Genomic DNA, 12487 nt, shown 5'->3' on the forward strand with positions numbered 1-12487 from the left:
CCTGATTCGGGGAATTCCCCTGGGGAATCCTCCCCAATTTCCTCTGCTTCGTCCTGCAACCACCTGAAAAATAACGTTATTACCCTTTGGCATACACCTTGCTGACCTCTCTCCACAGTCCCTGTGTCCCGGAGGTGAGTAATGTCGACCCCGAACAAAGGCCCCGTCCTGACATCACTCGTGCTGGCCTTACTCGGCTGGCAAGCGACCAGCGAGGCGGCTGTGCAATGCCAGCGCACCCTGGTGGCCAATGTGGTGGCCCTGGACCAGCCACTGATGTTCAACCGCCTTGGCGCGCAGAACGCCAACGGCATGATGTTCGCCCTGCGCCAGGATGTGGTGGACGAAAACAACGTACCGCTGAGCAAAGGGGGGGCCGCCGTTCCCGGCAAAGTCACCCTGCGCCCGGACAAGCGCCCGCGGCCGATCGTACTGCGCGTGGCGGCCGGTGAGTGCCTGATGGTCAACCTGACCAACCTGCTGGCCTACCAGGCTAACCCCAACAAACACGGCATCGATCACGAAGAGAACGAAGTCGAGGGTGAGGAAGAGGGTGAGGAAGAGGGCGCTGAAGTCGAAAACGAGGGCGGGGAACACTTCGTCGCCGACGAACAGGTGACCGACCGTCACGTGGGCTTCCAGGTCAATGGCCTGCAAGCCGTCAACAGCATCGGCGACATCGCCGCCAACACCGGCCGCAACGGCAACTTCCTGATCGCACCCGGCAACACCCGCACTTACACCCTCTATGCCGAGCGCGAAGGCGCCTTCGCTGCCACCAGCCAGGGCGCGACCTTCGGCGGGCAGGGCGGGGCGGGCAACGTCGCCAACGGCCTGTTCGGCCAGGTCGTGGTGGTCCCCAAAAATGGGCGTGCCTACCGCAATACCCTGACCGAGGAAGAAATGCGTCTGGCCAGCACCGGTCGCACGGCCACTGGCCAGCCGGTGGTCGACTACGAGGCCCGCTATCCCCAGGCCGAACCGTGGGTCAGTGAAGGCAAGGCGGGCAAGCCGATCATTGCCATGGTCGACGGCAACGAGATCCTCAGCAGCGAGACCGATGCCATCGTCATGGGGCCGAACCCAGACGGCAGTTTCCCCCGCTCGACCTATCCGCTGGAAAGTGTCAACAAACGCAATCCGGCCTTGCCCAATCGCCTGGAAGCGTTCCGTGACTTCGCCTCGCAGTTCGCTGACGAAGTGGCGGCGACCCAGGCATTCCCCGGTTACTGGGCGGACCCGGTGATGGGTCATGTACTGGAGCCCACCCGCGATTCGTTCATGATCAACTACGGCTCTGGAGGCATGGGTGCAGAAGTGGTGGCCAACCGCTTGGGCGTGGGGCCCATGCATGACTGCCTGTCATGCGCCTACGAGGAGTTCTTCCTCAGTGCCCATACCGTGGGTGACATCGGCACGCTGGTAGATGTACCGGCGAACGTCGGTCTGGAAAATATCCGCCCCGGCGAAACACCACCGGCCAGCGCCATTGGCGTCAAGGCTGGCATGGCCTTGTACCCGGCGGAGCCCGCCAACGTTCACCACAGCTACATTGGTGATTTCACCAAGTTCCGCAACACGCACAATGGTCACGAACAGCACATCTTCCACCTGCATGGTCATCAGTGGCTGTTCAACCCCAATGACGACAACTCCGACTACATCGATGCCCAGGGCATCGGGCCGGGGGTCGGCTACACCTATGAAATCGCCAACGGCGGTTCAGGCAACCGCAACCGCGTGGCGGGCGATGCCATCTACCACTGCCATTTCTATCCGCATTTCGCCCAAGGCATGTGGGCCATGTGGCGGGTGCACGATGTGTTCGAAGAAGGTACCCGCCTGGAGGTCAGCGGCCAGGGTGAAAACGGCTTCCACAGCACGCCGTTTGCCCTGCGCAGCGGTAAGCCGGCGGTCGGTGCCCGGGCACTGCCGGACGGCGAAATCGTTGCAGGTACACCGATTCCGGCCATCGTGCCGTTACCTGGCAAGGCCATGGCGCCGATGCCGGGCAAGGTCGTGGTGGTGCCCAAGCTCTCGGAAACGCTGGTGGCCGAACATGATGACGATGAAGGCGAGGAGGAGGGCGATGACGACCATGGTCATGAAGCCGCCCCGCGCAAAGCCGTGGGCTCCCTGGCCCTGGTCGATCGCAGCGAGACCAACCGCAATGCTGACGGCAGCCTGAAAAACCCTGGCTATCCGTTCTGGATCGGCGGCATGGAAAGCAGCGTCGGCCAACGTCCGCCAACCCCACCGCTGGACATGCTCGACCCAGCTCTGGCTCGCCAGCTCAAGGACAGCGGTAAAGCACTGTGGGCCAACCTGGACCCCAACCAGGTCGATGGCTGGGACGGTGGGCTGGGCCGGCATGCGCTGGACGGTGTATCCGCCGGCGGCGAAGCCGTGTCCACCACTACCAAACTGGACTTCTCCAAAGTGGTACACAAAGCCAAGCCGATCTACTTGCCCGAAGAAGGCACCGATGTCGAGCAGGCCGCCATGCAGTATCACGCCAAGGCCGAGCACCCCAGCTATGCCTTGATCCCTGGCAGCCAGCCGGTGGCCAAGGCGTTTCGCACCAATGGCGCGTTGCCCACTGCCGGCGCACCGTTCTACGAGCCGTGCATGGATGACCGCGGCAAACGCCTGACCCAGACGTCCGGCGTGGGTGAATTCGCCAGCGGCGAAAGCCTCACCGGCATGAGCTTCCGCGGTTCGTCCACCTTCACCGCCGATCGCCCGCGCATCTACAAGGGCGCCAACATCCAGTTCGACGCGGTGTACAACAAGGTCGGCTACCACTTCCCGCAGGCGCGCATCCTCGCGCTTTGGGAAGACGCCTGGCCGGTGATCACCAAGCAGCGTCCGCCAGAGCCGCTGGTGATGCGCATGAACACCTTCGACTGCACCATGTACACCCACACCAACCTGATCCCGTCGTACTACGAAATGGACGACTACCAGGTGCGTACGCCAACCGACGTGATCGGCCAGCACATCCACCTGCCCAAGTGGGACCTGACCGCGGCCGACGGCTCGGCCAACGGCTGGAACTATGAGGATGGCGTTCTCTCGCCCGGCAGCGTGGTGGAACGCGTGCACGCCATTCGCGCTTACAACGGTTGCAGCGAGGGGGATAGCCGCGAAGGCACCGCCGCCTGCCCGAAAGCCAAGCAGCATCCGTACTTCGGCCGTTTCGGGCGTGCCGACTGGCTGGGCGCACGCACGGCCATGCAGCGCTGGTTCGCCGACCCGCTGGTCAACGTGTACAACGTCGACCGCGGCCTGGGCACCATCTTCACCCACGACCACCTTGGCCCATCGACCCACCAGCAACTGGGCTTGTATGCCACCGTGCTGGCCGAACCTGCCGGCTCGACTTGGTACCACGCCGAAACCGGCGAGCAGCTGTACAACCCGGCCATGCGCCAGGACGGTGGGCCGACTTCGTGGCAGGCGGTGATCAAGACCGGCGACCACGACGGTGATGGCAAGAACGACAGCTACCGCGAGTTTTTCCTCGAGTACAGCGACTTCCAGCATGCTTACGAGGCGGGCGTGTACGTGGGCGCTGGCCCCGATGGCGTGCCCAACGGCCAGTCGTATCCGGCGACCGCCGACAGCTTCCGCTATGCCATCAACCCGCCTGTACGGCAGAAAGCCTCGACCCTGCTGGAGTCGGTGGTCGAATCCCGTGGCGGGCTGAGCCCAGGTTGCCCGACCCGACCCTGCCCGCAGGCGATCTCGGTGGATGACCCCGGCATGTTCGTCGTCAACTACCGCAACGAACCGCTGGCCCTGCGTGTGTTCGACCCGAACAAGGTCGGCCCGGACGGCAAGCGTGGCATGCAGGCCGACGGCCCCGGCGGTGACCTGGGCTATGCCCTGCAGACCCGTACCGACCGCGCCATCCCGGCGATGAACATGGCACCTTCGGCGATCACCTCGGCCGTTGGCCCCACCGGCGGTACCACGTTGTTCCCGCCGAACATCAACGTCGCCGGCAGTGAACCCGGTGATCCGTTCACGCCGCTGCTGCGCACCTATTCCGGCGACAACGTGCGCCTGCGGATGCACGCTGGCGGTCATGAAGAGGAGCACAACGTCACCCTGCATGGCGTCAAGTGGCTGCAGAACGGCACCGGTTTCGGCAACAGTTCGAACTCGGGCTGGAAGTCGTCGCAGATGATCGGCATCTCCGAGCAACTGGGCTTCATGGCGCCGGTGTCGATGATCTCCAGCTCCGCGGCCACCAACGGCGACTACCTGTACTCGCTGGACGCAGCCCTGGAAGGCTACTGGAACGGCATCTGGGGCATCATGCGCAACTACACCGCGCAGCGCACCGACCTGTTCCCACTGCCGAACAACCCGCAGCCGGTGGCCATGCGCAATACCGTCAACTTCGACGGCATCTGCCCGAAAACCACCGCCAACCCCAATGGCATTGGCTCGCGCACCACGGTCAAGCGCAGCTACGAGATCGTCGCCGCGCTGGCCAACGACATCCTGGAGAACCGCCACGGCGTCAGCATCAACGACCCCGCTGGCATCGGCCAGCATGTCGGCGGCCCGCTCAAGGCCACCGGCGGCACCTTGGTCTTCAACAGCCGCAAGACCAGCATCCCGCAGGTGACGGTGACCGACGAGGAGGATGGCACCACCTTCACCGTGGGCGGCCACAGTTCGCCGCTGCACGACCCGACCGCCGTGCTCTACGTGCGCAAGGCCGACCTCGATGCCAGCACCGGCAAGCTCAAGGCCGGCGTACCGGTCGAGCCGCTGGTGCTACGTGCCAATGCCGGGGACTGCATCAGCATCACCCTGGAGAACCGCCTGCCGATGGTGATGCCGGACCTGCCGAGCACGGCGGTGATGCAGAACGTGGTCAAGCGCAACCGCAACGACAGTGAGGGCTCCACCGCCTTCAACAACAACCTGATGCGCCCGTCCAGCCATGTTGGCCTGCACGCGCAACTGCTGGCCTACGACATCACCAAGTCCGATGGTGTCAACGTCGGTCTGAACCCCGTGCAGACCGTGCCGCCACGGGCAGGCACCAGCGGCGCCTACCCCACCAAGGTGTACCAGTACTACGCCGGCCACCTGGAGCGCGAAGGCAAGCCGGTGCTGCAACTGGGCCGCACGGTGGACAACATCAACACCACGGCCATCGAGTTCGGCGGTCTCAACCTGACCCCGGCGGATGTCATCAAGCAGCCGCAGAAGGGCCTGGTTGGCGCCATGAGCATCCTGCCGCAGACCGCAACCTTCACCGAGGACGCCGCCAGCCGTGCGCAGGCCACGGTCAAGGTCAGCGGGCAGCCCGACTACCGCGACTTCGTCACGGTCTGGCAGCGTTCGATGAACATGCGCTGGGCCGATGGCCGACCTGTGGAGGGCATCGCCACCGAAGGCAACGGTGTGCCGGGCGATCCGAAAGACAACGGCAACATGGCCATGAACTACAAGACCGAGCCGCTGTGGTTGCGCTTCGGCCTGGCACCGGACGCACCGTTCGGTCATGCCGATGGCTTTGGCTTCGCCGATGTGCCCAATGCCCACATGGCTTACAGCAACGCCCTGGTCGGCGGTGATCCGCAAACGCCAGTGCTCTGGGCCAAACCTGGACAGCCTGTGCGCAGCCATGTGGTCATGCCCAGTGGCGGTAGCCGCGGCATCACCTACCAGCTCGACGGGCACCTGTGGCCGCTGCACAACTACCAGGCCGAGAAGAACGACCTCGACGGCTACCCGATGAACCTGCCCGGTATCGGTTCGGTGCGCTTCGGCTACAACCCGATGGCCATGTACATCGGCGCCCAGGAAAGCGTGCTGCCGGCGGCGCACTTCAGCTTCATGCTGCCCAGTGCAGGCGGGGCCAATGCCGTGCCGGGGGACTACCTGTTCCGGGACTATGCTGCCTACGGTAACGCGTCCGGGCTGTGGGGCATCTTGCGGGTCACCAACGACGTGCCGCCGGCAACGGCGCCAGCGCAGTAAGGGAGAGAGCGCATGCGTACCAACAATAAGAAACTTCGCTCGGCGTATCTTGGCTTGGTAATGGGAGTGGGCTTGATCACCTTGGGCGTGGCTTACGAACAGCTCTGGTGCGACCCCCGTGAGCTGCTGCAGGAACCTGCCGACCCGCAGGCCCTGCACCGGCTCAGCCGGGACGGCGTGATCGTGGAGTTCGAGGCGCGGCCGCTGGCGGGCGAAGAACTGCGTGAAGGGACCTTCGCCAACATCCGCTTCAAGGTCACCGACCAGAGCAGCGGCCAGCCCCTGTCGGGCATGGCACCGGGGGCATGGATCGACCCGGCGCTGTCGGCGCCCCAGGAGGGGACCCGCGAGCACAGTTGCAAGGCCCGCGTCGCGCTGTTCCTCAAAAGCAGCATCGGGGCCCGGCCGCTGCTGGACCTCAACAGCTACTTCCTGCTGGTGCTGAACAAGGATGCCAGTCTGACGGTGATCGACCCGACCGTGTCGGTCGGTGGGGTGACCAGCACCATGGCGCGCATCGACCTGCCAGGGCGCCCCATGGACTGGACGGCCACCAGCGACGACAAGCAGGTGTTCGTGTCGATCCCCGAGCGCGGCAAGGTGGCGCTCATCGACACGGAAACCTTCACCCGCGTGGCCAGCGTGGATGCCGGCGAGCAACCGTTGCGCGTGGCCTTGCAACCGGATCAGCGCCGGCTATGGGTCGGCAACAACAGCGACGACCCGGCCAGGGGCGGGGTGACGGTGATCGATGTGCCCAGCCGCAGCATGCTGAAAAGCTTCGCCACCGGCTCCGGGCATCACGAGATCGCCTTCAGCAGCGATTCGCGCTGGGCCTACGTGAGCAACCGCGACGGCGGCACCCTGAGCATCATCGACATCCCCGAGATGCGCCTGGCCAAGACCCTGGAGGTGGGGCCCCATCCACTGGCGGTGGCGTACTCGGCACTGTCCCAGGCGGTGTACGTCACCGATGGCCAGGAGGGCACGGTGCGGGTGTACGATGCCCGCAGCCACCAGCTGCGCCACACCGTCAAGGCCGAGCAGGGCCTGGGCCCGATGCGCTTCAGCAGCGATGGCCGCTACGGCATCGTGCTCAATACCCTGGAAAACCAGGCGTTGGTGATCGATGCCAGTACCGACCAGCTGATCCACCGTATTCCGGTGGCTGCCGAGCCGTACCAGCTGACCTTCACCAAAGGCTATGCCTACGTGCGCGGCCTGGCCTCCTCGAAGGTCAGCATGATCAACCTGAGCAGCCTGGGCGAAGGGCGCCAGCCGATCATCCAGAGCTTCGAGGCGGGTCCCGCTGCGCCGCGCCAGGCCGGTGACCTGCCGCTGGCCCAGGGCTTGTCGGTGTCTCGCGACGACAACTCGGTGTTCGTGGTCAACCCGGTGGACAACACCACCTACTTCTATGCCGAAGGCATGAACGCGCCGATGTCCGGCTACAACAACCGCGGTCACCAGGCCCGCGCGGCGCTGGTCATCGATCGCAGCCTGCGCGAGGTGGCGCCGGGGGTGTACGGCTCGACGGTGAAAATGCCCGCGGCGGGCAAGTTCGACGTGGCGTTCCTGCTCAACCAGCCACAGATCATCCACTGCTTCAGCACCGAGGTGGCGTCGGCACCCGACGCCAGCAAACGCAAAGGCGCGCACGCCGAGTTCATCGGCCTGGACCAACCGGTGCCCCAGCACAGCACGTTCACTGCCAAGGTGCGCATCGTCGGTGACGATGGCCGACCACGCCAGGGCCTGAACGATCTGACCCTGCGCTACTTCCTGGCACCGTCGTCGATGCCGCACAACCAGCAGCTCGAAGAGGTCGGCGAGGGGGTGTACCAGGCGGCGCTGATACTGCCCGAACCCGGCGCCTGGTACCTGCATGTCCAGTCGCCCTCGCTCGGGCGCAAGTTCGCCGAAGAGAACTACACCAGTCTGCGGATCCTGCCGGCCGCAGCGACTACCGCTTCCCAGACCGACGTGAGGAATGTGCGATGAACGCCAAGCATTCTTGCAAGCTGCTGGTGCTGAGCCTGGCCCTGGCCAGCAACTTCGCCCTGGCCCATGCCGGCCACGACCATGGCGGGCCCGCCGAACCGCCAGCGCCGGCCCATCAGGAAAAGGCCAGCGTGCGCTTTGCCGATGTCTCGCTGCTGAACCAGGACGGCATGCCGGTACGCCTGGAAAAAGACCTGGTAGGTGAACACCTGGTGGTCATGGGCTTCATCTACACCAGTTGCACCACGGTGTGCCCGGTGGTGTCGTCGATCATGGGCAAGGTCCAGCAGCAGCTGGGCGGCCGGGTGGGCGAGGAGATCCAGCTGGTGTCGATCAGCGTCGACCCGCAGCGCGATGATGCCAAACGCCTGCAGCAGTACGCCAAGTCCTTCCAGCATGGGCCGGGCTGGAGCTGGCTGACCGGTACGCCCTATGCCATTACCGAAACCCTGAAGGGCCTGGGCAGCTTCAGCGCCGACCTCAGCCAGCACCCGCCGCTGATCCTCGTCGGTGACGGGCGCAGCGGCCACTGGACACGCTACTACGGCTTCACCGACCCGGCCGTGCTGGTCGAGGAAGTCAACCGCCTCAGCGCCCGCCGGGTGCACGCCAAGAGCACCGCCATCGCCGAACACCAACAAGAGGTGCAACCATGAGCAGCCATACCTCACACGCTGCGGGCATGCGCAGCTTCGACTGGCTGGTGCTGACCGGTTGCCTGTGGATCATGGCGTCCGTCGCCATGGCCCACGAAGGCCACGCACCCAGTGCGCCGGACCCACAGCCGGCACCGCAGGCCATGACCAGTGGTGGCGGCACCCGCGATGCACAGACCTGGTTCACCGACACCGTGCTCAAGGACCAGAACGGCCGCGAGGTGCGCTTCTACAGCGATGTGCTCAAGGACAAGGTGGTGATGATCAACGTGATCTTCACCCATTGCACCGATGCCTGCCCGCTGATCACCCGCAAGCTGCGTGAAGTGCGCGACGCCATGGGGCCGGCGCTTGCCAGCCAGGTGACGTTCGTTTCGATCAGCAGCGACCCGCTCAACGACACCCCGGCGGCGCTCAAGGCCTTCGCCCAGAAGCAGGGCGTGGACAGTGCCAACTGGGTGTTCCTGACCGGCGACAAGGCCAACGTCGACCTGGTGCTGGGGCGCATCGGCCAGTTCCTGCCCAGCCCCGAGCAGCACTCGACTCAGCTGATTGCCGGCGACGTGGCCGGCAAGCGCTGGAGCAAGATCCGCCCGGATGCACCGCCCGTGGCCATTGCCCAGCGCATGCAACTGCTGGCCCAACCTTTGGCAGGGCGGTGAGCCATGGAATCCTGGGCAGTCTGGTCGGGCCTCATCGCGGATAAATCCGCTCCTACAGGCTCCACGCCTCCTTGTAGGAGCGGATTTATCCGCGAAGAGGCCCGATCGAGCACCGCAAAAGCCCTTGCCCTGCTCATCGCCTTCAGCCTCACCGGCCAAGCCCTGGCCCTGGACCTCACCCCCCAGGAAGAAGCCGGCAAGCGCCTCTATCGCGAAGGCGTATCGAGCAGTGATGCACAGTTGACGGCCCGTGTCGGTGCCAGCGACATGAGCGTCCCCGCCAGCGTGCTGCCCTGCGCCAGCTGCCACGGCACCGACGGCCGTGGCCGCGCCGAGGGCGGCGTGCGGCCCCCCAGCCTCGACTGGCAGCGCCTGGCCCTCGGCGAAGGCGCCAGGCAAGTCAATAGCCGCAGCTACCCGGCCTACGCCGACGCCACCCTGGCCCGTGCCATCCAGCACGGTGTCGACCCTGCCGGCAACCGCCTGGACCCGGCCATGCCGCGTTTCGACCTGACCCTGGCCGACCAGCGCAACCTGACCGCCTACCTCAAGCGGCTGGGTGAAGAACGCGACCCGGGCGTGGAGGAGGGCGTGCTGCGCCTGGGCACCTTGCTCCCCGACAGCGGGCCGTTGGCCGAGGCCGGCCACGTGATTCGTGCCGTGCTCGAGGACGGCGTGGCGCGACTCAACCAGCAAGGCGGCATTCATGGCCGGCGCCTGCAACTGGTGGTGCTCGACCCGGGGCCCGACCAGGCCAGTGCCGAGCTCGCCCTGCAGCGTTTGCTCGACCAGGAGCGGGTGTTCGCTCTGATCACCCCGTTGGCACCGATGCTCGATCAAAGCCTGGCTACGCGACTCGAACAGCAGCGTGTGCCGTTGATTGGCAGTACCCCGCGCGGCGGCGGCAGTACGCAGATCTTCGACCCGATGCCAAGCGTGGCCAGCCAACTGCTCAGCCTCGCCACCCACGCCCGTGCCAGCCTGGGCCTGGCACCCGATGGCCTGCGCGTCGTCTACGCCGGTGCCGACCAGGCAGCGCTGGCCGAACAGGTCCGCGAACGTCTGCAGGCGCAAGGCTGGTCGCCCGCACCGATCGAGGCGTTCGACGGCCAGGCAGTGGAAGGCGAGGGCATCGTCTTCCTGGGCCGCCCCCAGGCCTTCGCCGAACTGGCCGCCGCGTTGCAGGCGGCGGGGCGCGAGCCCTACCTGCTGGCGGCTTCCAGCCAGGTCGCCAGTGCCGTGGCAGGGCTACCGGCGCAGTGGTCGCAGCGGGTGTTCCTGGCCTATCCCTACGTGCCGAGCGACTGGACCGTGCAGGGCCTGGCGACCCTGTCCAGCCTGGAGCAGCGCCTGGGGCTCGACCCGCGCCAGGCTTCGCTGCAGGTCAACACGCTGTGTGCCCTGCGCCTGCTGACCGAAGGCCTGAAGCAGATCGGTCGTGATGCCAGCCGCGAACGCCTGGTCGCCGCCCTGGAGGGCTTGCACGACATCGACACCGGCCTGACTCCGGCGCTCGGCTTCGGCCCCGGCCGGCGCCAGGGCATGGCGGGTGCCCACGTGATCGCGGTGGGCCTGCCCGGGCCACGCTTTACATCTGTCGCCCCCTACCGGCCCGTGCCGGACAGCCTTTGAGCGGAGGTCCCCATGCGTATCCTGTTGCTGTGCCTGTTGCTGATGGTCGCCAAGGCGAGCTGGGCCGATGTGCCTGCGGCGCGGGTCAATGGCGTGGACATTGGGGTCATGCGCCTGGAGCGTTATTTCAGCGAGTACCTCGAAGCCCAGGGCCGTGCGTTGAGCAGCATCCGCAACCCGACGCTGTACAAACGGCTGCGCGAACAGGCCCTGGATGAGCTGATCGACAAGGAACTGCTGTGGCAGGAGGCGCAGCGCCGGGGCATCATCGTCAGTGATGAACAGGTATCGGCGCAGGTGGGCGAACTGGAGGCGGCTTTCGGCAGCCCGGCACTGTTCGAGCAGCGGCTGGCGGATGCGGGTTTCGATCGGGCAGAGTACGCTGAGTACATGCGCCACGAGATGGCCGCGCAGCAGGCCTATGCCCAGCTCAGCGCGGTCGATGCGCCCAGCTCGGCCGAGGTAGAAGCGTTCTACCAGGCCAACCGACAAACACTGCAAGGAACGCAGAACCAAAGTGATACGCCATCAGTCATACGAGAACAGGGCCTGGCACTGGCCAGGGACGCACTCGTCGCGCAATTGCAGGCCCAGTCCCGCCAGGCCGTTCGCCAACGTTTGCGCGAATCCGCTACAGTGCAGATCGCCAACTGAGAACGCCCACGGCCTTTCCCCAAAGCTGGGGAATAATGGCTTGGCAAAATGCCATCATCTTCCCCGGATGTGGGGAAGTGGGCCTTCGCCTGTTGCGGGGAAACTGGGGCATAGCAGTAAAATCAATGGTTTACAGTGGTGCAACATGACTATTCACGCCTGGCACGAAGCCTGCTCAAGCCTGTACAAGGGCGCACTTCGCAGACCGGGTAACCGGGCAGTACTTGGGAGTCGACCTTGGTGAACAGAGTATTGGTAGTCGATGACGAACAGACCCTTGCGCAAAACCTGCAGGCGTATCTGCAGGCGCAAGGCCTGGATGTACAGGTTGCCCACGACGGTGCCACGGGTATTGAGATGGCTGAACGCCTGGCACCGCAAGTGATAGTGCTGGATTACCGCTTGCCCGACATGGAGGGGTTTCAGGTCCTGGAGACCGTACGCAAGAACAGGCAGTGCCATTTCGTGCTGATCACCGCCCACCCGACCGTCGAGGTCCGTGAGCGGGCCGCCGAACTGGGAGTGACTCACGTCCTGTTCAAGCCGTTCCCGTTGGCGGAACTGGCGCGTGCAATCCTCGACCTGGTGGGCATCAAGCGCCGGCGCAGGGCCACTGACGATCCAGCCGAGGGGTATGTCGAACGACGCCAGAACAGGAACGAATCGTTCCCCTTGCAGTTGTACGATGGCAGCTGGGTGTTGGCCGACCGTCGCCGTAATGGCGCCAAGCCCCCCGGACCTGACGACGAACAACTGCTCACTGGGGAATAGCGGCGCCCGCAGACTGAGCCAGCCTGCGACGCGCCCCCTGAGCGGAGTCGTAGGCCATGTCAGATGTAATCGATCACAGCGTTTCGGCCTCATCGCCGGCAAGCC

Annotated in this window: 7 protein-coding genes; all 7 read left to right on the forward strand. The window is 65.4% G+C overall.

Going from position 1 to position 12487, the window contains the following annotated elements; all coding sequences use genetic code 11:
• The first annotated feature begins 141 nt into the window (after positions 1-141).
• The 7 genes from mnxG to ACIPZG_RS15315 all read left to right on the forward strand — a co-directional run bounded on the left by mnxG (position 142) and on the right by ACIPZG_RS15315 (position 12382).
• A complete protein-coding gene (mnxG, locus tag ACIPZG_RS15285) occupies positions 142-6006 on the forward strand; it encodes a manganese-oxidizing multicopper oxidase MnxG (RefSeq protein ID WP_400715083.1) in 5865 nt (1954 codons plus the stop codon).
• A 12-nt stretch (positions 6007-6018) separates the two neighbouring features.
• Positions 6019-8007, forward strand: a complete 1989-nt coding sequence (locus ACIPZG_RS15290) for a cytochrome D1 domain-containing protein (RefSeq protein ID WP_400715085.1) — start codon at positions 6019-6021, stop codon at positions 8005-8007.
• Positions 8004-8663 carry an SCO family protein gene (locus tag ACIPZG_RS15295; RefSeq protein ID WP_008091390.1) on the forward strand — a complete coding sequence of 220 codons (660 nt, stop codon included), beginning with the start codon at positions 8004-8006 and terminating at the stop codon, positions 8661-8663. Before ACIPZG_RS15290 ends, ACIPZG_RS15295 begins: the two co-directional genes overlap by 4 nt.
• Positions 8660-9325, forward strand: a complete 666-nt coding sequence (locus tag ACIPZG_RS15300; protein ID WP_400715087.1) for an SCO family protein — start codon at positions 8660-8662, stop codon at positions 9323-9325. Before ACIPZG_RS15295 ends, ACIPZG_RS15300 begins: the two co-directional genes overlap by 4 nt.
• Before the next feature lie 3 nt (positions 9326-9328).
• Positions 9329-10957: an ABC transporter substrate-binding protein gene (locus ACIPZG_RS15305; protein ID WP_400715089.1), complete on the forward strand. Its 1629-nt coding sequence runs from the start codon at positions 9329-9331 to the stop codon at positions 10955-10957.
• A gap of 12 nt (positions 10958-10969) precedes the next feature.
• On the forward strand, positions 10970-11611 hold the full coding sequence (locus ACIPZG_RS15310; protein WP_400715091.1) for a SurA N-terminal domain-containing protein: 642 nt from the start codon (positions 10970-10972) through the stop codon (positions 11609-11611).
• Between the two features lie 237 nt (positions 11612-11848).
• Positions 11849-12382 carry a response regulator gene (locus ACIPZG_RS15315; RefSeq protein ID WP_400715093.1) on the forward strand — a complete coding sequence of 178 codons (534 nt, stop codon included), beginning with the start codon at positions 11849-11851 and terminating at the stop codon, positions 12380-12382.
• Positions 12383-12487 lie beyond the last annotated feature (105 nt).

The sequence above is a fragment of the Pseudomonas sp. NPDC089395 genome (assembly GCF_044749525.1).
Taxonomy (GTDB): domain Bacteria; phylum Pseudomonadota; class Gammaproteobacteria; order Pseudomonadales; family Pseudomonadaceae; genus Aquipseudomonas.

Bases quoted from the DNA above. Each gene is read 5' to 3' on its own strand.
- mnxG (WP_400715083.1), top strand. From the start codon at position 142: ATGTCGACCCCGAACAAAGGCCCCGTCCTGACATCACTCGTGCTGGCC.
- ACIPZG_RS15290 (WP_400715085.1), top strand. From the start codon at position 6,019: ATGCGTACCAACAATAAGAAACTTCGCTCGGCGTATCTTGGCTTGGTA.
- ACIPZG_RS15295 (WP_008091390.1), top strand. From the start codon at position 8,004: ATGAACGCCAAGCATTCTTGCAAGCTGCTGGTGCTGAGCCTGGCCCTG.
- ACIPZG_RS15300 (WP_400715087.1), top strand. From the start codon at position 8,660: ATGAGCAGCCATACCTCACACGCTGCGGGCATGCGCAGCTTCGACTGG.
- ACIPZG_RS15305 (WP_400715089.1), top strand. From the start codon at position 9,329: ATGGAATCCTGGGCAGTCTGGTCGGGCCTCATCGCGGATAAATCCGCT.
- ACIPZG_RS15310 (WP_400715091.1), top strand. From the start codon at position 10,970: ATGCGTATCCTGTTGCTGTGCCTGTTGCTGATGGTCGCCAAGGCGAGC.